Genomic DNA, 25,318 nt, shown 5'->3' with positions numbered 1-25,318 from the left:
GCCCGACCTCGCCCAGTTCAGACAGGACACGCCAGAGAACGACCCAGACGATGGCCTGCTTCCAGGCTGAACCCCGCCGATGCCCCGTCGATGCCCCGTCGATACTCAGGCTTCCCTCACCGGGAGCCGGGTCGCTGGGTGCACCAGGCGCGCGTTCTAAGCTCAGGCCAGTGCTCGCGGATGGCTGGTGGCGTAGACCTCCCGCAGGTGGTCGACGGTGACCTTCGTATAGATCTGGGTGGTGGTGACGGAGGCATGCCCGAGCATCTCCTGGACGACGCGCACGTCCGCTCCTCCCGCCAGCAGATGGGTGGCGAAGGAGTGACGCAGGGTGTGGGGAGAGATGTGGCGCTCGTCGGAGGCCCCGCCCCCGGTCAGCCGGGCCCGTTCGGCGGCCTGCTGCAGAACGGCCCAGGCGCTCTGCCGACTCAGGGGACGTCCCAGGGTGTTGAGGAAGACCTGCGGTACTCCCCTGCCCTTCTCCGCCAGGACCGGCCGGCCTCGTACCAGGTAGGCGTCCAGCGCCTCCCAGGCGTAGGTCCCCATGGGGACGACGCGTTCCTTGCGCCCCTTGCCGAACAGTCGCAGCAGCCGGGAGTCTGTGTCGAGGTCGTCGACGACGAGCCCGACCGCCTCGGAGATGCGGGCGCCGGTGGCGTAGAGGACCTCCAGCAGCGCCCGGTCCCGCAGGCTCACCGGGGAGTCGTCGATGCCGGCGGCCTCCAGGAGGCTGCGGACCTCCTCGATGCTCAGGGCCTTGGGCAGTCGCCGTCCGGGCTGGGGCGGGCGCACCGTGGCCGAGGGGTCCTGGGGGGTGGCGCCCTCGGCCAGGAGGAACTTGTGCCAACCGCGTACGGCGGTGACGGTTCTGGAGGCGGATGACGATGCCAGCGGGCGGCCGCCGTCGGCTCCGGAGCGCAGTACCTCGAGGAAGCCGGCCACGTCGTTGCGGCTCACCTCCTGTGGGGCCGCGATGCCGCTGTTTCTCAGGTAGCGCAGGTACCGGCCGAGGTCGCGTTCGTAGGCGCTCAGGGTGTGGGGGCTCAGCCCGCGCTCGACGCGCAGGTGGGAGAGGTAGCCGCGCAGCGCCCGGTCCAGGGCGTCACCACGCGGGTCGTGGGTGGTACCGGCGGCCGGAGCCGTCGTCTTCGAGGTGCTCGTCGCAACCAGCCGACGCTCAGCCGAGCTTGGCGACCAGGCCGAGCCCGACGATCGTGATCGTCCAGGTGATGGCCACGGCCACCGTGATGCGATCGAGGTTGCGCTCGGCCACGCCGGAGGATCCGGCCGAGGAGGAGATGCCGCCGCCGAACATGTCCGACAGGCCGCCTCCCTTGCCCTTGTGCAGGAGGATCGACATGATGAGGAAGAAGCTCGAGAGGACGAGCAGCACCTGAAGGACGATACGCACAACGTTCACGCCGCGTTCCCTTCGTCGTTGGTTTCGTCTTGCCGTGGGGGTCTGACGCGCCGGTTGGGGTCCGGCACGGTTCTCGACGGGGTCTGCGCCCCCACCTGTCCGCTCGGCAGTCTACCTGCAACGCGCCGGGTCCTGGACACCTCCTGGTGTGAGGTGTCCAGGACCCGGCGGTGCGCCTCAGGCTGATCAGGCGTAGAAGCCCGCCATGGCGGCGAAGGAGTCGGCCTTGAGGGAGGCTCCGCCGACCAGGGCGCCGTCGACGTCGGGCTGGGCCATGAGCTCCTTGATGTTGCCGGGCTTGGCCGAACCGCCGTAGAGGATGCGGGTGGCGTCGGCAGTGGCGTCACCGTAGTCGGCACGCAGGGCCTCACGGATCGCTCCGCACACCTCCTGGGCGTCCTCGGCGGTGGCGGTCTCACCGGTGCCGATGGCCCAGATGGGCTCGTAGGCGATGACGATCTTGGCGATGTCATCACCGCTCCACCCCTCGAGGGCGGCGCGGATCTGGCCCAGGACGAACTCGACGTGGGTACCCGCCTTGCGGATCTCCAGCGCCTCACCGCAGCACAGGATGGGGGTCATGCCGGCGTCGAGCACCTTGCGGGCCTTGGCGCCCACGAGGGCGTCGGACTCGCCGTGGTACTCGCGGCGCTCGGAGTGGCCCATGACCACGTAGCTGCAGCCGAGTTTGGTGAGCATCTCGGTGGAGACCTCACCGGTGTAGGCGCCGTTGTCGTGGGTGGAGACGTCCTGGGCGCCGTACTTGATGCTCAGGGAGTCGGCCTCGACGACGGTCTGCACGGTGCGGATGTCCGTGAAGGGCGGGATCACCAGGACCTCGCACTTGGCGTAGTCGTGGTCGCGGTCCTTGAGCTCCATGGCCAGGCCCTGGACGAGGTGGTTCGCCTCGAGGTGGTCGAGGTTCATCTTCCAGTTGCCCGCCATGAGCGGGGTGCGGTTGCTCATCTAGGTTGCCTTCCTTCAGTCTTCGAGCACTGCGATACCCGGCAGGGTCTTGCCCTCGAGGAGCTCGAGGGACGCGCCACCACCGGTGGAGATGTGGGAGAACGTGGCCTCATCGAAGCCGAGCGTGCGCACGGCCGCGGCGGAGTCGCCACCACCGATGACGGAGAAGGCGTCGGAGGAGGAGATCGCCTTGGCCACGGCCTTGGTGCCCTCGGCGAAGGCCGGGAACTCGAAGACGCCCATGGGGCCGTTCCACACCACGGTCTTGGAGGTGGCGATGGCGTCGGCGAAGAGCTCTCGCGTCTTGGGACCGATGTCCAGGCCCATCTGGTCGGCGGGCAGCTCGTCGGAGGGCACGACGGTGGCCGGGGCGTCCGCGGCGAAGGCGGGGGCCACGACGGTGTCAACGGGGAGGAGGAGCTCGACTCCGTTGGCCTTGGCGGTCTCCAGGTAGCCCTTGACGGTCTCGATCTGATCCTTCTCCAGCAGGGAGGTCCCCACCTCGTGGCCCTGTGCGGCCAGGAAGGTGTAGGCCATGCCGCCACCGATGAGGAGGCGGTCGGCCTTGCCCAGCAGGTTGGAGATGACGCCCAGCTTGTCGGAGACCTTGGAGCCGCCGAGCACCACGGTGTAGGGGCGCTCGGGGTCGTTGACGGCGCGGCCCAGCGACTCGATCTCCTTGACGACGAGCAGGCCGGCGGCCGAGGGCAGGAGCTTGGCGACGTCGTAGACGGAGGCCTGCTTGCGGTGCACGACGCCGAAGCCGTCGGACACGAAGACGTCGGCCAGGGCGGCGAGCTCGGCGGCGAAGGCTGCGCGCTCGGCGTCGTCCTTGGAGGTCTCGGCGGCGTTGAAGCGCACGTTCTCCAGCAGGACGATCTCGCCGTCGCCGGCCGCGGCGACGGCGGCCTTGGCGGACTCACCGACGGTGTCCTCGGCGAGAGTCACCTTGGCGCCGGTGACCTCGGCGAGGCGCTTGGCGACGGGGGCCAGGGAGTAGTCGGGGTTGACCTGCCCCTTGGGACGACCCAGGTGGGCGGTGATGATCACCTTGGCACCGGCGTCGAGCAGGGCGCGCAGGGTGGGCAGAGCAGCCTGGATACGGCCGTCGTCGGTGATGTTCTTGTCGGCGTCCAGCGGCACGTTGAAGTCGGAGCGGACCAGGACTCGCTTGCCCTTGAGGTCGCCCAGGGACTCGATGGTCTTCATAAAGCCTCTCATCGGTTGTGGGTGATGGTGTGGGATCTGACGGACGGCGCCCGCGCACGCATAGCGTGGCGCGGGCGCCGTCTCCTAGAGAGTCATGCTCTCGGTCTGGTCTCAGGCGAGCTTGGAGCCGACCAGGGCGGTCAGGCGGACCAGGGCGTTGGAGTAGCCCCACTCGTTGTCGTACCAGGAGAGGACCTTGACGAGGTTGCCGATGACCTTGGTCTCGGTGGCGTCGAAGATCGAGGTGTGCGGGTTGCCCACGATGTCGGTGGAGACGATCGGGTCCTCGGTGTACTCGAGAACGCCCTTGAGCTCACCCTCGGCAGCGGCCTTGACGGCGGCCTTGACGGCGTCGACGGAGACCTCCTTCTCGGCGATGAAGGTCAGGTCGGTCAGCGAGCCGGTCGGGGTGGGAACGCGCACGGCCAGACCGTCGAACTTGCCCTTGAGGGCGGGCAGGACGAGGGCCACGGCCTGAGCGGCACCGGTCTTGGTGGGGATCATGTTCAGCGCGGCGGCGCGGGCACGGCGGAGGTCGCTGTGCGGGGCGTCGAGGACGCGCTGGTCACCCGTGTAGGAGTGGATGGTGGTCATGATGCCGCGCTCGATGCCGAAGTTCTCGTGGAGGACCTTGGCCAGGGGGGCGAGGCAGTTGGTGGTGCACGAGGCGTTGGACACGATGTTCATCGTGGCGTTGTCGTAGTCGCCCTCGTTGACACCCATGACGAAGGTGCCGTCGACGTTCTTGGCGGGGGCGGAGATGACGACCTTCTTGGCGCCACCGTCGAGGTGGGCCTTGGCCTTCTCGCCGTCGGTGAAGAAGCCGGTGGACTCCACGACGACCTCAACGCCCAGGTCGCCCCAGGGCAGGTCGGCGGGGTTGCGCTGAGCGAGCACCTTGATGTGCTTGCCGTTGACGGTGATGCCATCCTCGTCGTAGGAGACCTCGCCGTTGAAACGACCGAGGATCGAGTCGTACTTGAGCAGGTGGGCCAGGGTCTTGTTGTCCGTCAGGTCGTTGACGGCGACAACCTCGATGTCGGCGCCCTGCTCGAGGGCGGCGCGGAAGAAGTTGCGGCCGATCCGGCCGAAGCCGTTAATACCAACGCGGGTGGTCACTTTGTGTCCTCCTAGTGCGCCGGTGACGGCGCACGGTTGCTGGGCTCTTCTCACACACAGCGTGTGCTCCGGAACATCTTCAGCTCACATCCGATTCAGCTCCGGCACGGCCGAGTCTAGCCACACTGGGCAGCCGCTGGGAGCCGCCGGCCACGCCACGGGCGAACACTGTGACGCAGAAACCAGCCTCGTCGGGGTCTATGACCATCGATTGCCCCCGGAGTCAGGACCGAGGTCCCATCTGGACTCAGGGCTCGAGCATCTCCTGAGTGAGAACCGACTCGGTGTCCGGGATGCCCAGCTCATGCGCCTGCTTGTCCGCCATGGCCAGGAGCCGGCGGATGCGTCCGGCGACGGCGTCCTTGGTCAGCTGCGGGTCGGAGAGCTGGCCGAGCTCCTCCAGGGAGGCCTGCTTGTGCGCGATGCGCAGCCTGCCGGCCTGGAGCAGGTGGGAGGGAACATCGTCCCCCAGGATCTCGAAGGCGCGCTCGACCCGGGCCCCCGAGGCCACGGCCGCGCGGGCCGAACGGCGCAGGTTCGCGTCGTCGAAGTTGGCCAGGCGGTTGGCCGTGCCCCTCGACTCGCGTCGGGAGCGGCGCTCGGCCCACACCTTGAAGGCCTCCGGCGCCCCCATCCGCTCCAGGAGGATGCCGATGGCCTCACCGTCACGGACGACGACGCGGTCGGCTCCGCGCACCTCGCGGGCCTTGGCCGAGATGTCGAAGCGCCGCGCGGCTCCTACGAGGGCGAGCGCCGCCTCGGACCCGGGACAGGTGACCTCCAGGGAGGAGGACCGGCCGGGCTCGGTCAGCGAGCCGCGGGCGAGGAAGGCCCCGCGCCAGGCGGCAGCGGCGGCGTTGCGTCCGCCCTGGACGACGGCGACCGGCATGCCGCGCACCGGCCGGCCCCGATCGTCGACCAGCCCGGAGAGCCGGGCCAGGTCCTTGCCCCGCTGGGTGACTCGCAGCACGTAGCGGGACCCCCGGTGCAGGGAGCCGCCCTGGACGACCATGACCTCGGGCTCCATCCCGTAGAGCTCCTTGAGGTGCTGGTGCAGCCGACGTACGGCTCCACCGTGGTCGAGCTCGGCCTCGACGACGATGCGTCCCGAGACGATGTGCAGCCCCCCGGCGAAGCGCAGCATCGCGGAGACCTCCGCCCGCCTTTGGGCGGCGTTCTCGGTGGCGACGAGCGCGAGCTCATCCTTGACGGTGACCGTCAGCGACATGGGTGGGCTCCTCGTGGTCGGGGGTCGTCGGGGGTCGTGGTCGGTTATAGATCGTTTATGGTCGGTATGGTCGGTGCGAATGGGGTGATTGCCACCTGCCGGTCTCGCTCAGGGTGACGCAGCGCCAGGAGACGCGTCTAGGAAAATTCTTAGCCGTGGCACCCTGCTGCTGGCTGGGCGGGGCCGCGGAGAATTATGAACGATGGCGAGCATCCGGACTCATCAATGAGTCCAGTGTCACGTTCTGTCATGATCCGTTGATCCGTTGCGACCGGCCGGCTCGTCAGCGCGGTTGTCCGACGCAACCGCCGGTTGCCTCAGGTCTGCGTCTCGTCGGTGACGTCCCCCAGCGCCCCTTCGAAGGCGTCCCGGAAGGCGGCCGCCAGGCGCAGCGGGTCGTGGTGGCACAGGGCCTCACCGGTCCGCACCTGCCGCAGGACGACGGTGGCCCCCATGGCCGAGGCCACCGACTCGAGATCGACGACGTCCTCGACGGTCGAGGGGTCGGCCAGCACCACGTCCAGGCGCAGGTCGGGTGCGTACTGGCGCAGCACCCGCAGGTGGTCGGCGCTGGTCATCCCGTCGGTCTCGCCCTGCTGCGCGGAGAGGTTGAGGACCACGACCTTGCGGGCCGAGGTGTTCACCAGCGCATGACGCATGGAGGGGAGAATGAGATGAGGAAGTACCGAGGTGTACCAGGAGCCCGGTCCCAGGACCACCCAGTCCGCCTCGTCGATGGCGCGCAGCGCCTCGGGGTGGGCGTCGGCGTCCTCGGGAACGATCCCCACGTTCTCCAGACGTCCTCGGGCCGAGGCGACCGCCACCTGACCGCTGACCCTGCGGCTGGTCCCGCCCGAGACGATGTCCGCCTCGATGACCAGGGGTGAGGAGGACATGGGCACGACCCGGCCGTGGATCGTCAGCAGGCGCCCCACCCAGTCGAGTCCGGCGACGTCGTCTCCCAGCAGCTGCCACAGCGCCAGGATGAGCAGGTTCCCCAGGGCGTGGTTGTCGAGCTCGCCCTGGCCCTCGAAACGGTGCTGGAGCACGTCGCGCCAGGTCAGTCCCCACTCGGAGTCCTCGCACAGAGAGGCCAGCGCCATGCGCAGGTCCCCCGGCGGCAGACAGTCGAACTCCCGACGCAGGCGCCCTGAGGAGCCGCCGTCGTCGGCGACGGTGACGACGGCGGTGAGCCGGTGAGTGACGTGACGCAGTGCCCGGAGAGTGGCTGACAGGCCGTGTCCGCCCCCCAGAGCGACGACGGCGGGCCCCTCCTCACCGCGGCGGGGCCACCCGGCCGCATCGATCGTCGTTCCCACTGTCTACTCCCGTCCCAGGTCACGGTGCTGGACAACGACCTCGAAGCCAGCTCGTCTCAGCCTGGCCCCGAGCCTCTCCGCCGAGGCCACCGATCGGTGCTTGCCCCCGGTGCAGCCCACGGCCAGGGTAACGTGAGGCTTGAGCTCATCAACGTACTGCGGGAGCGCGGGGATGAGCAGGTCCGCGTATCCGTCGACGAAGGCGGCCGCCCCCTTCTGGGCGAAGACGTAGTCGGCCACGGGCGAGTCTCGGCCGGTGAGGTGGCGCAGCTCGGAGACCCAGTAGGGGTTGGGGATGAAGCGCACGTCCAGGACGTGGTCGGCGTCCAGGGGGATGCCGTACTTGAACCCGAAGGACATGACATTGATGCGAAGCGCCAGGTCGGACTCGTGGGCCACGAGCTCGCGCACCCGACGGGCCAGGTCGTGGACGGAGTAGTTGGAGGTGTCGATGACGATGTCGGCCACCCCCCGCAGCCCTCCCAGCAAGGTGCGCTCGTGCTCGATGCCGTCCAGGACGGAGCCGTTGCCCTGCAGCGGGTGGGGCCGGCGTGAGGACTCGAAGCGCCTGACCAGAACGGCGTCGGAGGCGTCCAGGAAGATGAGTCGCACGTCGGTGCCGTTGTCCCGGACCTTGCGCAGGTAGTCCATGAAGTGGGAGAAGAACTCGCGGCTGCGCACGTCGACCACCGCGGCCAGCCGGTGCACACCGGCGCCGACCGTCGTCATCATGCCGGACAGGGCCGGCAGCAGCTGGGGCGGAAGGTTGTCCACCACGTACCAGTCGAGGTCCTCCAGGGCGTTGGCCGCGCGCGAGCGCCCGGCCCCGGACATACCCGTGACAATGATCATCTCGGGACGCTCGGCGGGCGGGACGGGAGGAGTGGCCTCGTCGAGGGCGGGGATCTCGATGGGAACCGTGTCCTCAAGCCGCTTGCGCTTACCGGAGGAGGGCTGGGGGCGGCGCTCGTCATCCATGGCCCAAGCATCGCACGCCCGAATGAGTCCGCCCATCGCCGACGCCGGATTACCGGTAGCGTTTCACCGTTGCCCGTACTCGCTGTCGCCGGTTCTCGGCACCAGACGCCAGGAGGCCCCATGAGCCCCTCCCCCATGTCCGATCAGATGTCCGACCAGAGCACCCACCCGTCCCTCTCACCGTCCCTGGAGACTGCGGCGGTGCAGCCGGCCGCTCCGGTTCTGGGCACGCCCTGGACCCGCAGCGCGACGAGGGTGGCGCTGCTGGGCGCCGGCGAGATCGGCAAGGAGGTGACGATCGCGCTGAGCCGTCTGGGAGTGGAGGTCACGGCCATTGACCGTTACGACGGGGCTCCGGCCCAGCAGGTGGCCCACAACGCCCTGACGGTGGACATGAGCGATCCCGAGGCGCTGACCGCGGCGATCCGTTCCAGTGGCGCCGCCATCGTGGTCCCCGAGATCGAGGCGCTGGCCACCGATGCGCTGGTGGCCCTGGAGCAGGCCGGTGAGGTGCGGGTGGTGCCGACGGCCCGCGCGACACAGCTGACGATGAACCGTGAGGGGATCCGCCGTCTCGCGGCCGAGGAGCTGGCGCTGCCGACCAGCCCCTACGCCTTCGCCTCAAGCCTGGAGGAGCTGACGGCCGGTGCCCGGCAGGTGGGCTTCCCGTGCGTGGTCAAGCCGGTCATGTCATCGTCGGGCCACGGCCAGTCGGTGGTGCACGGCCCGCAGGACCTGGAGTCGGCATGGCGCTACGCGGCCGCTGATGGGCGCGTGGACCGGGGGCGGGTCATCGTGGAGGGCCTCGTCCGCTTCGACACCGAGATCACGCTGCTCACGGTGCGCTCGCGCGACCCGCGGACCGGCCAGACGGTGACGAGCTTCTGCGAGCCGATCGGGCACCGCCAGGTCGACGGGGACTACGTGGAGTCCTGGCAGCCGCAGAGCCTCAGTCCGGCGGCCCTGGAGCGGGCGCGCGAGGTGGCCCGGTCCGTCACCACGGCGCTGGGCGGCTGGGGGCTGTTCGGGGTCGAGCTGTTCATATGCGGTGAGGAGGTCCTCTTCTCCGAGGTCTCTCCGCGTCCTCATGACACCGGGCTGGTGACGCTCGCGAGCCAGCGCCTGAGCGAGTTCGAGCTGCACGCCCGCGCTCTGCTGGGCCTACCCGTGGACACCTCGCTGCGCTCCCCCGGCGCCTCGGTGACGATCAAGGCCGCGGATAGGTCCGCGCCCGGTGAGGGCGTGAGCTTCGAGGGCCTTGATGAGGCACTCGCGCAGGAAGGCGTGGACCTGCGGCTGTTCGGCAAGCCCGAGGCCCATGCCGGCCGGCGCCTGGGCGTCGTCGTGGCCTACGCCGACGACGTCCGGACGGCCGGCGACCGGGCGCGGGCCGGTGCCTGGGCGATCCGTCCCAGCGTCTGAGTCGGAGCGACCGGGCACCGGTTTACCTGGGCTCAGTCCTGCTTCGGGGGCACGAGGACGCCACCGTTGGAAGCGATGACGTCGCGGTACCAGCCGAAGGACTTCTTGCGGTAGCGGGCCTGGGTGCCGTGTCCGTCGTCGTCGCGGTCCACGTAGATGAAGCCGTAGCGCTTGGACATCTGCGCGGTGGAGGCCGAGACCAGGTCGATGCACCCCCAGGAGGTGTAGCCCAGGACCTGGACGCCGTCGGCGATCGCCTCGGCGACCTGGACGAGGTGGTCGTTCATGTAGGCGATGCGGTAGTCGTCCTCGACGGTCGGCCCGTCGGGGCCCTCGACGAGGACGTCCTTGGCTCCCAGGCCGTTCTCGACGATGAACAGGGGCTTGCCCCAGCGGTCCCAGTAGTCGTTCAGCACCGTGCGCAGTCCCTCCGGGTCGATCTGCCATCCCCACTCGGAGGCCTCAAGGGTGGGGTTGGGCACGCCGCCCATGAGGTTGCCCTCTCCGACCTGGGCCTCCTGGGTGACGGTCTCGCACACGGACATGTAGTAGGAGAAGGAGACGAAGTCGACGGTGTTCTCGCGCAGCAGCCTGCGATCCTCCTCGGTGATCTCCAGCTCGATGCCCTTGTCTCGCAGGGTGCGCAGCAGGTAGCCGGGGTACTCGCCGCGCACGTGGAGGTCCCCGAAGGCGTAGTTGGCGCGCTCGGCCTGCTTGGCGGCCCACACGTCCCGGGGGTCGGGGGTGAGCGGGTAGGTGGGTACGGCCAGGATCATGCAGCCGACCTGGATGTCGGGATTGATCTCGTGGGCGATCCTGGTGGCAGCCGCTGAGGCGACGAGCTCATGGTGGATGGCCTGGTAGAGGTCCTTCTCGCTCAGCTCGGCCTTGGGGGTGGCGATGCCGCCGGACAGGAAGGGCTGGTGAAGCACGGAGTTGATCTCGTTGAAGGTCAGCCAGTACCTCACCCGCTTGCCGTAGCGCTCGAACAGGGTGCGGGCGTAGCGCTCGAAGAACCCGATGAGGCGGCGGTCGGTCCACCCGTCGTAGGTGCGGGCCAGGTGAAGCGGGGTCTCGTAGTGGCTGATGGTGACCAACGGCTCGATCCCGTGCTTCTCGAGCTCGTCGAGGACGCGGTCGTAGAAGGCCAGCCCCTCCTCGTTGGGCTCGGTCTCGTCACCGAGCGGGAAGATGCGGCTCCAGGCGATGGAGAAGCGGAAGACCTTGAAGCCCATCTCCGCGAACAGGGCGATGTCCTCGGCGTAGCGGTGGTAGAAGTCGATCGCCTCGAGCTTGAGGTTGTCCGGTGTGGGGGCCTGGGTGGGAGGGGCCATGATGCCGCGGGGCATGACGTCCTGAACGGACAGGCCCTTGCCGTCCTCGTTGTAGGCCCCTTCGATCTGGTTGGCGGCGGTGGCTCCTCCCCACAGGAAGCCATCGGGGAAGCGCAGGTTGGTCTCGGGAGTCGTGGGTGTGACGGTCATGTGCTTGTCTCCTGTCTTGTGCTGTCTTGTCTCAGCTGCTGGTGATGGGAACCGGTTCAGTGGTCGATCTCGACCACCGTGCTGGTGGTAGTGACCTCGCCATCCACGATCGGGACGACGGCGCCCAGTGAGGCGGTGTTGGTGACGACGAGGATCGTGGTGGGGTCGTAGCCGGCGTCGCGGACGATCTGGAGATCCACGTCTACCAGGGACTCACCGCGTGCGACCCGCTCGCCGGCGCTCACCTTCGGGGTGAATCCCTCCCCCTTGAGGTTGACGGTGTCCAGGCCGACGTGGATGAGGACCTCGACGCCGTCATCGGTCTTAATGCCGTAGGCGTGGCCGGAGTCCATGGCGGTGACGATAGTGCCCGACGCCGGCGCCAGAATGCGACCATCGGAGGGGACGATGCCCACGCCGTTGCCGAGCGCGCCGGAGGAGAAGACCGGGTCGGCGACGTTCTCCAAGGGCCTGGCGGTTCCGTTCACCGGTGAGGTGAGTGCGGTGGTGGGCTCGGCGTCGGTCTCGTCAGAGCTGTCAAGGAAGCTCTTCTCCTCCTCGACCGGGTCCTTGAACCCGAGGGTGAGAGTGAGGGTCAGGGAGATGACGACGGCCACGGCGATGCCGATGAAGACGAGGGGGACGTTGCCGTGGTTCAGCAATGCGGGGAAGCCGACAAAGGAGGGGAAGACGAAGATCGTCGTGGCCCCCTCTGCAACTCCGATGATGGCCCCGCCGATCGCGCCGCCGATGCACCCGTAGACAAAGGGACGCTTGAGGGGCAGGTTGACGCCGTAGATCCCGGGCTCGGTGATGCCGGCAAGGAATCCTGACAGTGCGGCGGGTCCCGACAGCTCGCGCATCTTTTTGCTGCGGGTACGGATCATGACGCCGAGCATGGCTGCTGCCTGAGCCAGGACGGCGGCGAAGAGGGGGCCGGCAAGGAGCGAGTACCCGATGCTCTTGTCGTTGATGTCGTTGAGCATGATCGGCACGAAGCCCCAGTGGACACCGAAGATGACGAAGACCTGCCACATGGCTCCCATGACGGCTCCACCGAGCCATGGTGCCACCACGAACAGCCACTGGACACCGCCCGAGATCGACGACGACAGCCAGGTCATCAGCGGTCCGACGGTGAGGAAGGTGAGAGGCACCATGACGGCCAGGACGATCATCGGCACGGTAAAGTTACGGATCGCACCGGGAAGCACCTTCTTGAGCCATCGTTCGAGGTGGCTCTGGATCCACACTGCCACGATGATGGGCAGGAGGGACGAGGTGTAGTTAGCCATGACCACCGGAATCCCGAAGAAGGTGACGTCACCCGTTCCGGCGAGCGCGACGATATCGGGGTAGACCAGAGCGCCGGCGATGGCGACCGACGTGATCTCATTGGTCTTGAAACGGCGTCCCGCACTGATGGCCAGCACGATGGGCAGGAAGTAGAAGATGGAGTCCCCGGCCGCGTTGAGAATGGCGTGGGTGGAGGAGCTCTCCTTCATCCAGCCGAGCGTCGTGGCCAGCGCGAGGACAGCCTTGACCAGGCCGGCTCCGGCCAGGGGCCACAGAATCGGCTGGATGAGGGACGAGATGAGCGCGATGGCTCGGTCCAGCAGGTTCCCCTGAGGGGCGCGGTCCTGGGCATCGCCAGCCCCTTGGACTGACACGAGCCTCTCCAGCTCCTCATAGAGCAGGGGGACGTCGTTGCCGATGACCACCTGGTACTGGCCGCCGGCCTGCACCACGGTGACGACGCCGTCGAGCTTTCTGACCTCATCGTTGGAGGCCTTGGACTCGTCCTTGAGAACGAATCGCATCCGGGTTGCGCAGTGGGTCATGGAGGAGATGTTCTCCTCGCCTCCGATATTGTCCAGCAGCTGCGGCGCCAGCGCCGCGTAGTCGACCTTCGCCATTGATGTCCTCCTGAGTCAGTAACCACTTCCGGGAAACAAAAAAGACCCGAGACAGTGGCAGCGCGTTAGCGCCGTCGTGTCTCAGGTCTTGCCCCGGACGGGTCACAATCCTGTGAATTCCTTACCGGAATTCGTTACGAATACTATGGATGATCGAATCGCCGGACAAGATCTCGTTCTGTGTTACGTGTCACCTTGAGTGGTCTGTGGGAGGGCGGAGGTCAGCCGGGCCACGTGCAGAGCGAGGTAGGCGGTCTCATCGGCTGTCACGGTGGTGCCCAGTCGGATCTCCAGCAGGTCCCGGATGCGTAGAGCCACACGGTAGGAGTCGGGGTGGGAAACGCGAAGCGCCTGGGTCACCAGGGAGGCGGTACCGTCCTCGATCTGGACGGAGGTGCGCGCTCGCACCAGGAAGTAGCGCAGGTGAACCGCGAAGCGGGCAGCGTTGACGGAGTCGGGGTCGAAGGCCTCCCCGAGGGTCTTCTCCAGCAGTCCCATGACCTGGCCGATGAGCCTGGACTGCTCGCTGGCGGCCTGCGCCGAGGGGGCACCGATGGCGGCGGTGAAGAGGTGGAGGGCCAGGGCAACGGCCTCACCGCCGGGCAGCTGGATCTCCTGCGCGGCATTGATCTCCTCGACCATGGCCTCGGCCAGTCGCAGCTCCTCGGGGTGCAGGTGGGCGACCTCTGCGCGCAGCGGATAGTCCATGGTCAGTCCCTGACGGACCCGCTCCATGGCCTGGTTGATGTGGTCGACGACGGCGATGACGCTCGAGGAGGGGACATCCGTTCCCAGCTTCCGGGCCGCCTGACGGAAGACGCGCTCGGCGAGAGCCAGGCGCTCAAGCGGGATCCCGGCAATGACCTCGGCCACCGACTGGGCGTTGTCGGCGGGGATGTAGCGACGTGAGATGAGGGAGGTGTCGACGCTCTGGCCACGCTTGCGCTGGAATCCGAGTCCCCTGCCGGTGAGGATCGCCTCGCGCCCAATCTCGTCGCGTGCCAGCACGACGTTGTTGTTGAGCACTCGCAGTATCTCCACGAACCGATTGTGCCATGCGGGACTACGCCCCGGTCCCGGATCCCGGTAGGATCCTAAGAGTCCTCCTGCGAGCCGTTGAGGTGGGCCAGGATGCTGCCGGCCAGGGCCGGGCCGATGCCCTTGACGCGGGTGATGTCGTCGACCTCTGCCTGCCGTATACGTTTGACCGAGCCGAACTCACGCAGCAGGGCAGCCTGGCGGGCCGGCCCCAGGCCGGGGACCCCGTCCAGGACGGAGCGGGTCATGCCTGCTGAGCGCTTCCTGCGGTGGTGGGTGATGGCGAAGCGGTGGGACTCGTCGCGCAGGTGCTGAAGCAGATAGAGGGCCGGGGAGGTGCGCGGCAGGATGACGGGGAACTCCTCCCCCGGTACCCACACCTCCTCGAGGCGCTTGGCCAGCCCGATGAGCGGCACGTCGATGCCGAGCTCATCGAGGACGGCGCGAGCGGCGTTGACCTGGGGCAGACCGCCGTCGACGACGACGAGTCCGGGGGCGTAGGAGAAGCGCCTCGCCTTACCGGTCTCGGGGTCGATGGGTCCGGACGCGACGGCGACGCCCTCGACGTCCTCGATCTCCTCCGCCGCCCGGGCGGCCGCCTCGCCCTGCCCCTGCTCGGCGATGAGCCGCTTGAACCGACGGGAAAGGACCTCGTGCATGGCGGCGGTGTCATCGGTGGCACCACTGCCGTCCTGCCCTCGCACGGTGAATCGGCGGTAGTCGGACTTGCGCGGTGCGCCGTCCTCGAAGACGACCATGGAGCCGACCTGGTAGGTGCCCTGGGTGTGGGAGATGTCGTAGCACTCGACGCGCAGGGGCGCCTCGGGCAGGTCGAGGGCCTCGGCGAGCTCGTCGAGGGCGAGGGTGCGCTGGGTGAGGTCGCCGGCGCGTCGGGTCTTGTGCAGGCGCAGGGCCTCCTCGGCGTTCTTGCGCACCGTGTCCATGAGGGCGGCCTTGTCGCCGCGCTGCGGCACGCGTAGGTCGACCTTGGCGCCGCGCAGCCCGGCCAGCCAGGCGCGCACGGTCGCGGCGTTGCTGGGCATCTCGGGGACCAGGATCTCTCGGGGAACCGCGGTGGTGGCCGTGTGGGCGACGTCGTCGACGCTGGTGGCCGCCGACGCGCCGTTCGAGCCCTTCGGTCCGCTGCGGGGCTGAGGGCTGGAGGGGGCGCGGTCGCCCACGCCGACGGAGGTGGTGGTTCCGGATGAGGTGGGCGCTCCACCCTGGTGGACGGCTCCGGCGTCGGCGGGATCGAGGAGGGAGGCGTAGACCTGCTCGAGGAGACGCTCGATGAGCTCGGCGTTTCCGGCCTCATCGACGAGGTCGACGACCCAGCCGCGCTGCCCGCGCACCCGTCCGCCGCGCACGTGGAAGACCTGGACGGCGGCCTCGAGCTCGTCGCGCACCAGGGCGAAGACGTCGGCATCGGTGGCGTCGGGCAGGACGACGGCGTTGCCCTCGATGACCTTGCGCAGCGCGGCGGCGTCGTCCCGGAGGCGGGCGGCCCTCTCGAAGTCGAGGGCGGCGGCGGCCGCCTTCATCTCGGACTCGACCTGGCGCAGGTAGGGGCCAGTGCGACCGGCCATGAAGGCGCAGAAGTCCTCGGCCAGCGCCCTGTGGTCCTGGGGGCTGATGCGGCCCACGCAAGGCGCCGAGCACTTGTCGATGTAGCCCAGCAGGCAGGGCCGCCCCGAGGCCTGTGCGCGGCGGAAGACACCGGCTGAGCAGGAGCGCACCGGGAAGACGCGCAGCAGCTGGTCGACGGTCTCGCGGATGGACCAGGCCTGGACGAAGGGACCGAAGTACCGGGTCCCGGGCTTGCGGGCCCCGCGGACCACCTGGACCCGGGGGTAGGTCTCCCCCATGGTCACCGCCAGGTAGGGGTAGGACTTGTCGTCCTTGTACATGACGTTGAAGCGGGGGTTGAACTCCTTGATCCAGGAGTACTCTAGGGCCAGGGACTCCACCTCGGTGGACACGACGGTCCACTCCACGGCGCAGGCGGTGGTCACCATCTTCTGGGTGCGCGGGTGCAGGGCGGCGAGGTCCTGGAAGTAGCTGGACAGGCGGGCCCGCAGGTTCTTGGCCTTTCCGACGTAGATGACTCGCCCCTGCCCGTCCAGGAACCGGTAGACGCCCGGTGACGTGGGGATCTCGCCGGGGGCGGGACGGTACGTCGAGGGGTCGGCCATGCCCGTTAGGGTAGACGCCATCCGACCTCATGCACGACACGCCCCGGCCGCGCGGGCTGGGACGATTCCACCGCCGCCCGGTGACGGGTTCACCAAGGAGGATCCGATGAGCACCGCCGCCCCTGCATCCGTTCCCCGCACGGTGTTTCTCGACGTTGATGGCACGCTCGTCACGTACAGCAACGTCCTGCCCGACTCCGCGGTCCGGGCCATCAGAGAGGCCAGAGACTCCGGTCACCGCGTCTACGTGTGCACAGGGCGCTCGCGCGCAGAGATGCCGGAGACGATCTGGCGGATCGGGCTGGACGGGATGATCGGAGGTAACGGCGCCTACGTGGAGGATGACGGCGAGGTTCTCCTTCATCAGCACCTCTCAAGGGCGCAGTGCGAGAAGATCGTCTCCTGGCTGAGGAGGAGGGGCCTGGACTTCTATCTCGAGGCGAACTCGGGACTGTACGCCCCTGGCACCTTCCGAGAGACGGCGCGGCCCGCGATCCGCGCCTACGCCGCCGGAAAGGGCGCGGCAGGTGCGAGCAGCATGGAGGTCGACGATGTGTTCCCAGGAATGGTCTTCACCGATGAGCTGGTGCGCGATGATGTCAACAAGATCAGCTTTCTGCTGGCCTCACCCGACGTTGATCTGGCCGCAGCGCACCGAGAGCTCCCGGGCCTGGTCATCGGGTCCTGGGGCGGGAGCAGTCATGAGCCGCTCTTCGGCGATGCGAGCTGTGCGGGCGTGTCCAAACGGCACGCCATTGACGTGCTGCTGGCCCACCGCGACGCAGACAGGCGGCAAGCGGTGGCCTTCGGCGATGCGACCGTTGACATCGAGATGCTGGAGTACTGCGGTACGGGGGTGGCGATGGGCAACGGGTCGCCGGCGGTCAAGGAGGCGGCCGACTTGGTCACCGACGACGTCGAGGCCGACGGCCTGGCCAGGGCCTTTGAGCGTCTCGGGCTGGCTGGGTGACCATCCGCGACGACGAAGGCCTGAGCTCAACGGCTCAGGCCTTCGTACGTGGTGGGCGATACTGGGTTCGAACCAGTGACCTCTTCCGTGTCAGGGAAGCGCGCTACCGCTGCGCCAATCGCCCGAGGTGGGTACCGGATTCGAACCGGTGTCAACGGCTTTGCAGGCCGGTGCCTAACCTCTCGGCCAACCCACCATGAGATGCTGGGGCTGGGCGCTCCCGGCTCCTCGGAGCGGATGACGGGACTCGAACCCGCGACCCTCACCTTGGCAAGGTGATGCTCTACCAACTGAGCCACATCCGCATATTCTCCTCGCGGTCCGGCCGAACCGCTCGGTGCTGGAAAACCATAGCATCACGATCGCGCCGACAGGCAAACAGCATAGCGGTGATTCACCTCACCGAACAGCCGTTTGCTCCGGAGCCGCAAGCCTGGCTATGGTTAGCGCCGCACCGGGCGATTGGCTCAGGGGTTAGAGCGCCTCGTTCACACCGAGGAGGTCACTGGTTCGATTCCAGTATCGCCCACCGGACCACACGTGCTGCGTCCGTCATTCCTCGAGGAATGACGGACGTTTCCTTTTCTCACTCTCGCTCACTCTCACTGGCCCACAAGCGCCAGGCACTCAGAAACGGGGCTCCGGCCGTGAAGACCGGAGCCCCGCCCGATCGGAGTCGCCCAGAGGCGGTCTCCGGCGAGCAATCAGATCCGGGCGCCGTCGGCGATCTTTCCGGGCGAGCCCTCCTGCCCCACGTGCGCCTCACCGGTGGCGACGACGTCGCCGCCGAAGGCCCAGTCTCCCTCCACGGTCAACGACTGCGCGTCCTTGATCGAGGGAACACCGTCCGGGAACCGGGCCTCGAAGTCCTGGATCTTCTTGTAGAAGCGGGGGTCGAGACTCACGGTGCAGGCGCGCTCCGGGACCATCTGCAGCAGGCCGTCGTCGTCGACCTCGTAGACGTCCGAGCGTACGAGCAGCAGGTCGTTGGTGGTCTTGACCGGCAGGAACCGGGAACGGGGAACCTCGATGGCGGTCGCGCCCTCGAAGGCCTCCACCGCAGCCCCCATGGCGGTCTCCAGCTGGATGACCGGTGTCGAGGAGGAGTCCGCGGGATCGACGGTCTTGCTGTTCCTGATGAGCGGCAGCCCGAGGATCCCCTCCCTCTCGCTGAGGGTGTCGCGCAGCACCTTGAGGTCGAACCACAGGTTGTTGGTGTGGAAGAAGGGGTGGCGGAACTGATCGGTGAAGTAGTGCATCTGGTCATCGGGCGTCTGCGCCGTGTCCCGCAGGATGATGCGCCCGTCGCTCTTGCGCACGGCCAGGTGCCCACCCTTGACATCGGCCGGCGTGCGACGGCACATCTCCGGGGCGTAGGGGGCGCCCGAGGCCGCGAACCAGCCGGCGATCCTGGCCGACGGCGCCGCCCCGAGATTGTCCGAGTTGGCGGTCATGGCGTACCGGTACCCCTTGTCCAGGAGTGCGTCGAGCAGGCCGGAGGCGAGCAGCGCCGTGTAGATGTCGCCGTGCCCCGGTGGGCACCACTCGAGCTCGGGGTCGGCCTCCCACTCCACCGGGCTCAGATCGTCGGCACGAAGCTTGGGCTCCCGGTTCTGCAGGAAGTCCAGGGGCAGGCCGTCGACCTGGATGTCGGGGTGCCCGGCCAGCACCTCCAGCGAGTCCTCGCGGGTGCGGAAGGAGTTCATGAGGATCAGCGGCAGACTCACCCCATAGCGCCGGCGGGCCGCCGCGACCTGGTCGACCAGCAGATCGAGGAAGGTCTTGCCGTCACGCACCGGGAGGAGGGACTTGGCACGATCCAGACCCATGGAGGTCCCCAGCCCCCCGTTGAGACGGATGAGGACTGTCCTGCTCAACGCCTCCTTGGCCGCCTCCTCACTGACTTCGACGTCGGCGAGGGAATCGATCTGCGTCAGCGGCTCAATAGTCTCCTCGGGAATGAGTCCCGTGGCTCCGGCCTCCAGGGACTGGTAGTAGTGCGTGAAGACCGTGATGGCCTGCTCGGCGACGCCTGCGTCGCGCATCTTGTGCTGGGCAGCAGTGAGTCCGTTCTCGCTCATGACGCGTAGCCTAACTCAGGCTGGCCGTTCTTGGGGCAGTTTGTTCGACTCTGTTCGTTTGCGAAGGAGCTGCCAGCGCCCTCGCAGTCTCAGCGGATTATCCACAGGGGAGCATTTCCCCTACCGCGCCTCGGCTTCGCCCCCTATTCTCGTTTGAACCGGTTGAGTGACGAGCTGCTTCCTGTCAGGCCCCGAGTGACGAGGAGAACCGCCATGCCCACCCCACCCAATGCGGGTCCGAATATCACTCTGCTCCTGCAGAGACTGGACCTCATCGAGAAGAAGATCGACTGGGTTGCACAACGCGTCACCTGGCTGACCTACACCGCCGGCGGTCCGGCGCGGGCGGAAGGTGGGCGGCCCATGACGGAGAGAAGCACCTATCGCGCCCCCTCCTCTGCGGCTGCTGAGACCGGCATGGTCGTCACTGATGTCACGCATGATGTCACTGATGTCAGTGACGACGTCGCCGTGCCTCGGCCCAGCGCGGACTCACCTACGGCGGTGACATCGCCTCTGGCGGGCAGCCCTGCGACGAGCACCATCATCGAGGTTCCTCATCAGGATCTGCCCACGCCCCCGTCCTTGGCACGAATCGTCGAGGACGAGGCCATGAAGGATGAAGAGACTGGGCGGACCGCTCCGGTACAGAGCTCCGACTCGCCCGGCACCCCAGAATCCGAGCAGCCGACGGCTCAACGTCATGAGGAGCCCAGCCGCATCGCTCCCGAGCACTCCGCCGAGTCCTGGACGAGCCCCGGTTCAACGGGACATGCACCCGCCCCGTCCACTGCCGTCCCCGGGCCGCAGTCATTTCAGGAGGAGCCCGCTGGTCGTGGCATCATGGGTGCCACCGATGCCGGCGAGATCCCCAGTTGGGTACAGCGGACGGTGCGGGAGGGCAACCTCGGGCGCTATCTGCTCTCCGGCGCCGCTGCGGTGCTCGTCCTGTCCGCAGGGGTCAGTCTTCTGGCCCTTGTGTGGGACTCCATTCCCGACCCGGTCAAGATCCTGGCTCTGGCACTGATCGCGGTGGCGATGACGGCAGCCGGCGCCCGCCTGGGGACCAGCCGGCCCCGTTACCGGGTCGCCGCGGCGACTATCACGGGAACCGGTGGCGGGCTCGGCTTCGTCTCCATCGTGGGAGCAGTCCTTCTGGACGGGATGTTCAGCCCGGAGCCCGCTCTGGGCCTCATGGCCTGCTGGGGGCTCGTGCTGCTGGTCGTATCCCATCTGACACGGGTGCTGTTCACCGCGGTCGTCTCCACCATCGGCGCCCTGGTGACCATCGGCTTCGCGGTCAACCATGTGACGCATCAGCCGAGCTCCGCGATCGTCACCTGGCTGATGATCGGCGTCTACGTCGCGGTCCTGGCACTCACCTGCGGGTTCCTCTCGCGGGGTACGCAGCGGATGCGCCTGGCTGCCTGGTATCCGGTGACATCATTGGCGGCGACTGTGGTCGCGCTCGTCTTCGCGCCGATCAGGCCGATGCTGCGCATCTCCCCAGTCGGTGGCACCGCTACCGTGATGGCTCTGTGCCTGCTGCTGGTCTGCCAGACGATGCACGCAAGCAGAGGTCTGTGGAGTACCGGTGTCCGGGCGGCAGGCTGGGACTGGGCCCTGGCCGCCGCGGCACTCCTGGTGGCCTACAGGAACCTGCTGACGGAGCAGGTGGGCCTCGAGCTGACGCACTCCGCTGTCATCGCCACCTTCATTCTCGAGCTCCTCCTGCTGGCCGTAGCGGCGCTCGCTTCCCTCATACCCCACAGCCCCGACCCGTGGCGCAGCGCCATGGCGATCGGCCACGAGGCGTCCTTCTTCCCCTTCGCACTGGTGGGAATGGCGATCGTCAACGACCCCCGCGTCTATCTCTTCGTGGTCGTGACCGCGATGCTCTGCTTCCTGCCTGCTGTCGTGGGCGGCCGGGTGGAACCGGCTCCGATCCTGGCCCTCCTCGGTACCGCTCCGATCCTCACACTCCCCGACATCGCTTACTCCCGTGCCGAGATCCTGTCGCTCATCACCGCCGTTGCGGTCTCCGTACTCCTGGTGGCTGTGACAGAGGGCCTCGGCGATCGGGCCGCGCGCAGCATGCCTGCACCTGCACCTGCGCCGTCACAGGTTCAGCCGCGGCTTGTGGCCCTGCGACTGGCACTGGCGGCTATCGTCTTCAACCTCGCGGTTCTCACTCCGTTCCTCGCAAGGGGCCTTGTGAATGACTCCCCGAACGCCCGGGCGGGCCTGCACATGGTTCCAGGCCTGGTCCTGATCGCCTTCATCGCCCTGGGGGCCTTCTCGAGCGGTGCCACCCCCCTTCGGGTGCTCAGCGGCCAGAGCCGAGGAGCCCGCTACAGGGTGGGTCCCCACGGCGAGGCCCTGCCCGACCCGCACAGCTCACTGGCCGGGGCACCGGCCCCGTCCTGGATCGTCTCGGGGATCATCGCCATCAGTGCCACCGTGACGCTGTCGTGGGCGGAGGACCTGACCTCGACGGCCTGGACCCTAGCGTTGGTGGCCGTCGCCCTGGGACTGGGGGCCGGTGCCACGTGGATCCTGCTCCCCTGGGGGCGGCGCACAGAGGTGTGCCTGAGCCTGGCTGTCGGGAACTCTCTGCTCATGTGGCTCTCGGTCATGGTGGCAACCAGCATCGGTCCGGGCTCGGTGCTCATGTCGGTGCTGGTGCTGCTGACCGGCGGGGCCTGCATCGTCTTCGGGTTCAAGGCGCACCTGACGATCCTGCGCCACTACGGACTGACCCTGGTACTCCTGTCCGTCCTCAAGCTCGCCGCCGTGGACGCGGCCTCGCAGAACTCGATGATTCGGGTCATCTCGCTGGCTGCCGCGGGCATCATCTGCTTCATCCTCTCGCTGCTCTACAACCGCTACGCGCAGGAGCAGCACCGCGAGCGGGCGAAGAGAGCGGAAGGCCGCAGCCGGCCCTGACACCGAACCACCCGCTGGCCTCGTCAGCTCAGCGCCACCCGCGGCTCAGCCGTGGGTGTCCCGAAGCATCGGAGCCAGGAACTGGCCTGTGTAGGAGGATTCCGTGGCCGCGACCTTCTCCGGCGTGCCGGTGACGACGACGGTTCCTCCGCCCTTGCCGCCCTCGGGACCCATGTCGATGACCCAGTCGGCGTTGGCGATGACGTCGAGGTTGTGCTCGATGACGACCACGGAGTTGCCCTTGTCCACCAGGCCCTGGAGCACCCCGAGCAGCTTGCGGATGTCCTCGAAGTGCAGCCCGGTGGTCGGCTCGTCGAGGACGTAGATGGTGCGCCCGGTGGAGCGGCGCTGGAGCTCGGTGGCGAGCTTGACGCGCTGGGCCTCACCGCCGGAGAGCGTGGTCGCGGACTGTCCCAGGCGCACGTATCCCAGTCCCACCTCAACCAGGGTGTTGAGGTGGCGGGAGATGACTGTGGAGGAGGAGAAGAACTCTGCGGCCTGGTGAATGGTCATGTCCAGGACGTCGGCGACAGTCTTGTCCTTGTAACGGATCTCCAGGGTCTCCCGGTTGTAGCGGGCGCCGTGGCAGACCTCGCAGGGCACGTAGACGTCGGGCAGGAAGTTCATCTCGATCTTGAGCGTGCCGTCTCCCTTGCAGGACTCGCAGCGCCCGCCCTTGACGTTGAAGGAGAAGCGCCCGGGTCCGTAGCCACGCACCTTCGACTCGGGCACAGCGGCGAAGATCTTGCGAATGTGGTCCCACACCCCGGTGTAGGTGGCGGGATTGGATCGGGGGGTGCGTCCGATCGGCGACTGGTCGACGTGGACGACCTTGTCGAGGTGCTCCACTCCGCGGACCGTCTTGTGCCTTCCGGGAACACCGCGGGCACGGTTGAGCCGGTTGGCGAGCACCTGGTAGAGGATGGAGTTGACCAGGGAGGACTTACCCGAGCCGGACACTCCCGTCACGGCGGTGAGCACGCCGAGCGGAAAGGACACGGTGACGTCCTTGAGGTTGTTCTCGCGGCCGCCGACGACGGTGACCTCGCGGTTCCTGTCACGTTTGCGCCGCTTGGCGGGGATCTCGATCCGACGCCGCCTGGCCAGGTAGTCGCCGGTGACGGAGCCCTCGACCCCGGCCAGGCCCGCGACGTCACCGGAGTAGACGACCTCCCCGCCCAGCTCGCCGGCGCCGGGGCCGATGTCGACGATCCAGTCGGCCGAGCGGATGGTGTCCTCATCATGCTCGACGACGATGAGCGTGTTACCCAGGTCCCGGAGTCGCTGAAGGGTCTCGATGAGACGGGTGTTGTCGCGCTGGTGGAGCCCGATGCTGGGCTCGTCCAGAACATAGAGGACGCCCACCAGGCCGGAGCCGATCTGGGTGGCCAGACGGATCCGCTGGGCCTCGCCTCCGGAGAGCGTGGCCGCACCGCGGGCCAGGCTGAGGTAGTCCAGCCCCACGTCCACCAGGAAGCCGAGGCGCGCGTTGATCTCGGTCAGGACGCTGCCGGCGATCTGGGCGGCCTGGCCGGTGAGGTTGAGCTCAGCCAGGAAGTCCCGGGCCTCGCTGATGGGCAGCTCGCACAGCTGGGCGATGGACAGGTCTCCCACGCGCACGGCCAGCACCTCGGGCTTGAGCCGGGCGCCGTCGCACACGGGACAGGGGATCTCGCGCATGTAGGCCTGGTAGCGCTCACGGGACCAGTCGGACTCGGTCTCGTCGTGCTTGCGCATGACGTAGTCGAGCACACCCTCGAAGCCGGTGGAGTAGATGCGCTCGCGCCCCCAGCGGTTGCGGTAGGTGACCTTGACCTCGTAGTCCTTGCCGCGAAGGATCGCCTCCCGAGCACGCGCCGGCAGCGCCCGCCAGGGCGTGTCGACGTCGAAGGACAGCTCCCTGCCCAGGGCCTCGAGCTGGCGGGTGAAGTACTTCTGGTGACTCGACCAGGGGGCGACGGCGCCCTCGGCCAGGGTGAGCTCCTCATCGGGGACGACGAGCTCGGGGTCCACCTCGAGCCGGGTCCCGATGCCCGTGCAGGCCGGGCAGGCGCCATAGGGTGCGTTGAAGGAGAAGGTACGCGGCTCCATCTCGTCCAGCGCCAGGGGGTGCTCGTTGGGACAGGCGCGCTTCTCGGAGTAGCGACGCTCCCTGTCGGGGTCGTCCTCGGGCAGGTCGACCTGCTCGATGATGACCAGCCCCTCGGCAAGAGCGAGCGCCGTCTCGACCGAGTCGGTCAGACGCTGGCGGATTCCGTCACGGACGACGAGACGATCGACGATGACCTCGATGTCGTGCTTGAGGCGCTTGTTGAGGGTCGGGGGGTTGTCGAGGCGCTCGGAGACGCCGTCGACACGTACCCGGTTGAAGCCGCGTCCGCGCAGCTCGCCGAACAGCTCGGAGTACTCGCCCTTGCGGCCCCGCACCACCGGAGCGAGCACCTGGAAGCGGGTGCCCTCGGGAAGGGAGCGGACCTGGTCGACGATCTGCTGGGGAGTCTGGGAGGAGATGACCGCGTCGCAGACGGGGCAGTGCTGTACCCCGGCCCTCGAGTACAGCAGACGCAGGTAGTCGTAGACCTCCGTCACGGTGCCCACCGTGGAGCGGGGGTTGCGCGAGGTGGACTTCTGGTCGATGGACACCGCTGGGCTCAGGCCCTCGATGAGCTCGACGTCGGGCTTGTCCATCTGGCCCAGGAACTGGCGGGCGTAGGAGGACAGGGACTCCACGTATCGGCGCTGTCCCTCGGCGAAGATCGTGTCGAAGGCGAGGGAGGACTTGCCCGAGCCGGACAGGCCGGTGAAGACGATCATCGTGTCGCGAGGCAGGTCCAGGTCGACGCCCTTGAGATTGTGCTCGCGGGCCCCACGGATGGTGAGAGAGTCGTTCACGGGATTCGAGTCTAGATGAGTAAGTCCAAGGGGTGGGTTAGTGGTCGTAGGGGGTCAGGGAGCGTAGGACAGGCGCGCTGGTGAGGCTGTTGTGCCAGATGGCGGCTGTCAGGGCCAGGATTCGTTGGGTGATGCGTG

The 25,318-nt window shown here is 68.0% G+C and carries 17 protein-coding genes and 4 tRNA genes; 4 read left to right on the top strand and 17 right to left on the bottom strand.

Annotated features, from left to right (window positions below):
• Window positions 1–162: 162 nt before the first annotated feature.
• The 8 genes from xerD to rapZ all read right to left on the bottom strand — a co-directional run bounded on the left by xerD (window position 163) and on the right by rapZ (window position 8,239).
• Window positions 163–1,086: a site-specific tyrosine recombinase XerD gene (gene xerD / locus HCR68_RS03860; protein ID WP_208320501.1), complete on the bottom strand. Its 924-nt coding sequence runs from the start codon at window positions 1,084–1,086 to the stop codon at window positions 163–165.
• A gap of 91 nt (window positions 1,087–1,177) precedes the next feature.
• Window positions 1,178–1,420, bottom strand: a complete 243-nt coding sequence (secG, locus tag HCR68_RS03855) for a preprotein translocase subunit SecG (protein ID WP_003784896.1) — start codon at window positions 1,418–1,420, stop codon at window positions 1,178–1,180.
• Window positions 1,421–1,606: 186 nt separating this feature from the next.
• On the bottom strand, window positions 1,607–2,386 hold the full coding sequence (tpiA, locus tag HCR68_RS03850; RefSeq protein ID WP_167146404.1) for a triose-phosphate isomerase: 780 nt from the start codon (window positions 2,384–2,386) through the stop codon (window positions 1,607–1,609).
• A 15-nt stretch (window positions 2,387–2,401) separates the two neighbouring features.
• The gene (locus tag HCR68_RS03845) at window positions 2,402–3,595 is read right to left on the bottom strand and encodes a phosphoglycerate kinase (RefSeq protein WP_167146401.1); all 1,194 of its coding nucleotides are present in this window, start codon (window positions 3,593–3,595) and stop codon (window positions 2,402–2,404) included.
• Between the two features lie 111 nt (window positions 3,596–3,706).
• Window positions 3,707–4,714 (bottom strand): type I glyceraldehyde-3-phosphate dehydrogenase, encoded by a 1,008-nt coding sequence (gene gap / locus HCR68_RS03840; protein WP_003784883.1) that lies wholly within the window; start codon window positions 4,712–4,714, stop codon window positions 3,707–3,709.
• Window positions 4,715–4,961: 247 nt separating this feature from the next.
• Window positions 4,962–5,942 carry a DNA-binding protein WhiA gene (whiA, locus tag HCR68_RS03835; RefSeq protein ID WP_167146398.1) on the bottom strand — a complete coding sequence of 327 codons (981 nt, stop codon included), beginning with the start codon at window positions 5,940–5,942 and terminating at the stop codon, window positions 4,962–4,964.
• Between the two features lie 317 nt (window positions 5,943–6,259).
• Window positions 6,260–7,261 (bottom strand): uridine diphosphate-N-acetylglucosamine-binding protein YvcK, encoded by a 1,002-nt coding sequence (gene yvcK, locus HCR68_RS03830; protein WP_167146395.1) that lies wholly within the window; start codon window positions 7,259–7,261, stop codon window positions 6,260–6,262.
• A gap of 3 nt (window positions 7,262–7,264) precedes the next feature.
• Window positions 7,265–8,239 carry an RNase adapter RapZ gene (gene rapZ / locus HCR68_RS03825; protein ID WP_167146392.1) on the bottom strand — a complete coding sequence of 325 codons (975 nt, stop codon included), beginning with the start codon at window positions 8,237–8,239 and terminating at the stop codon, window positions 7,265–7,267.
• Window positions 8,240–8,359: 120 nt separating this feature from the next.
• Between rapZ and purT the strand changes: the two genes are divergently transcribed.
• Window positions 8,360–9,661 (top strand): formate-dependent phosphoribosylglycinamide formyltransferase, encoded by a 1,302-nt coding sequence (gene purT / locus HCR68_RS03820; RefSeq protein WP_167146388.1) that lies wholly within the window; start codon window positions 8,360–8,362, stop codon window positions 9,659–9,661.
• Between the two features lie 32 nt (window positions 9,662–9,693).
• Here purT and HCR68_RS03815 read toward each other — a convergent pair whose 3' ends face one another.
• From HCR68_RS03815 to uvrC, 4 genes are all read right to left on the bottom strand, one after another.
• Entirely contained in the window at window positions 9,694–11,145 is a 1,452-nt protein-coding gene (locus HCR68_RS03815) for a glycoside hydrolase family 1 protein (RefSeq protein WP_167146385.1), read from the bottom strand.
• Between the two features lie 56 nt (window positions 11,146–11,201).
• Window positions 11,202–13,061 (bottom strand): beta-glucoside-specific PTS transporter subunit IIABC, encoded by a 1,860-nt coding sequence (locus HCR68_RS03810; protein WP_167146382.1) that lies wholly within the window; start codon window positions 13,059–13,061, stop codon window positions 11,202–11,204.
• A 183-nt stretch (window positions 13,062–13,244) separates the two neighbouring features.
• Entirely contained in the window at window positions 13,245–14,102 is an 858-nt protein-coding gene (locus HCR68_RS03805; RefSeq protein ID WP_167146379.1) for a PRD domain-containing protein, read from the bottom strand.
• A 53-nt stretch (window positions 14,103–14,155) separates the two neighbouring features.
• The gene (gene uvrC, locus HCR68_RS03800) at window positions 14,156–16,291 is read right to left on the bottom strand and encodes an excinuclease ABC subunit UvrC (protein WP_167146376.1); all 2,136 of its coding nucleotides are present in this window, start codon (window positions 16,289–16,291) and stop codon (window positions 14,156–14,158) included.
• A 106-nt stretch (window positions 16,292–16,397) separates the two neighbouring features.
• Here uvrC and HCR68_RS03795 point away from each other — a divergent pair, with 106 nt between their 5' ends.
• Window positions 16,398–17,261, top strand: a complete 864-nt coding sequence (locus tag HCR68_RS03795; protein ID WP_167146373.1) for an HAD family hydrolase — start codon at window positions 16,398–16,400, stop codon at window positions 17,259–17,261.
• Between the two features lie 49 nt (window positions 17,262–17,310).
• Here the strand turns inward: HCR68_RS03795 and HCR68_RS03790 are convergent.
• The 3 genes from HCR68_RS03790 to HCR68_RS03780 form a co-directional block, all read right to left on the bottom strand.
• Window positions 17,311–17,385: transfer RNA gene (locus HCR68_RS03790), tRNA-Val, on the bottom strand.
• 1 nt (window position 17,386) lies between these two features.
• Window positions 17,387–17,457: transfer RNA gene (locus HCR68_RS03785), tRNA-Cys, on the bottom strand.
• Between the two features lie 36 nt (window positions 17,458–17,493).
• Window positions 17,494–17,566 (bottom strand) — tRNA-Gly (locus HCR68_RS03780).
• Between the two features lie 151 nt (window positions 17,567–17,717).
• Between HCR68_RS03780 and HCR68_RS03775 the strand changes: the two genes are divergently transcribed.
• Window positions 17,718–17,790, top strand: a tRNA-Val gene (locus HCR68_RS03775).
• A gap of 175 nt (window positions 17,791–17,965) precedes the next feature.
• Here HCR68_RS03775 and HCR68_RS03770 read toward each other — a convergent pair.
• Entirely contained in the window at window positions 17,966–19,342 is a 1,377-nt protein-coding gene (locus tag HCR68_RS03770) for a UTP--glucose-1-phosphate uridylyltransferase (protein ID WP_167146370.1), read from the bottom strand.
• A 213-nt stretch (window positions 19,343–19,555) separates the two neighbouring features.
• Between HCR68_RS03770 and HCR68_RS03765 the strand changes: the two genes are divergently transcribed.
• Window positions 19,556–22,288 carry a DUF2339 domain-containing protein gene (locus HCR68_RS03765; RefSeq protein ID WP_167146367.1) on the top strand — a complete coding sequence of 911 codons (2,733 nt, stop codon included), beginning with the start codon at window positions 19,556–19,558 and terminating at the stop codon, window positions 22,286–22,288.
• A gap of 45 nt (window positions 22,289–22,333) precedes the next feature.
• Here the strand turns inward: HCR68_RS03765 and uvrA are convergent, their stop codons facing one another.
• Window positions 22,334–25,180 carry an excinuclease ABC subunit UvrA gene (gene uvrA / locus HCR68_RS03760; protein ID WP_167146362.1) on the bottom strand — a complete coding sequence of 949 codons (2,847 nt, stop codon included), beginning with the start codon at window positions 25,178–25,180 and terminating at the stop codon, window positions 22,334–22,336.
• Between the last annotated feature and the right edge of the window lie 138 nt (window positions 25,181–25,318).

This window comes from Actinomyces sp. ZJ308 (assembly GCF_011752065.1).
Lineage (GTDB): Bacteria > Actinomycetota > Actinomycetes > Actinomycetales > Actinomycetaceae > Actinomyces.
This window is presented reverse-complemented; position numbering and strand designations above follow the sequence as displayed.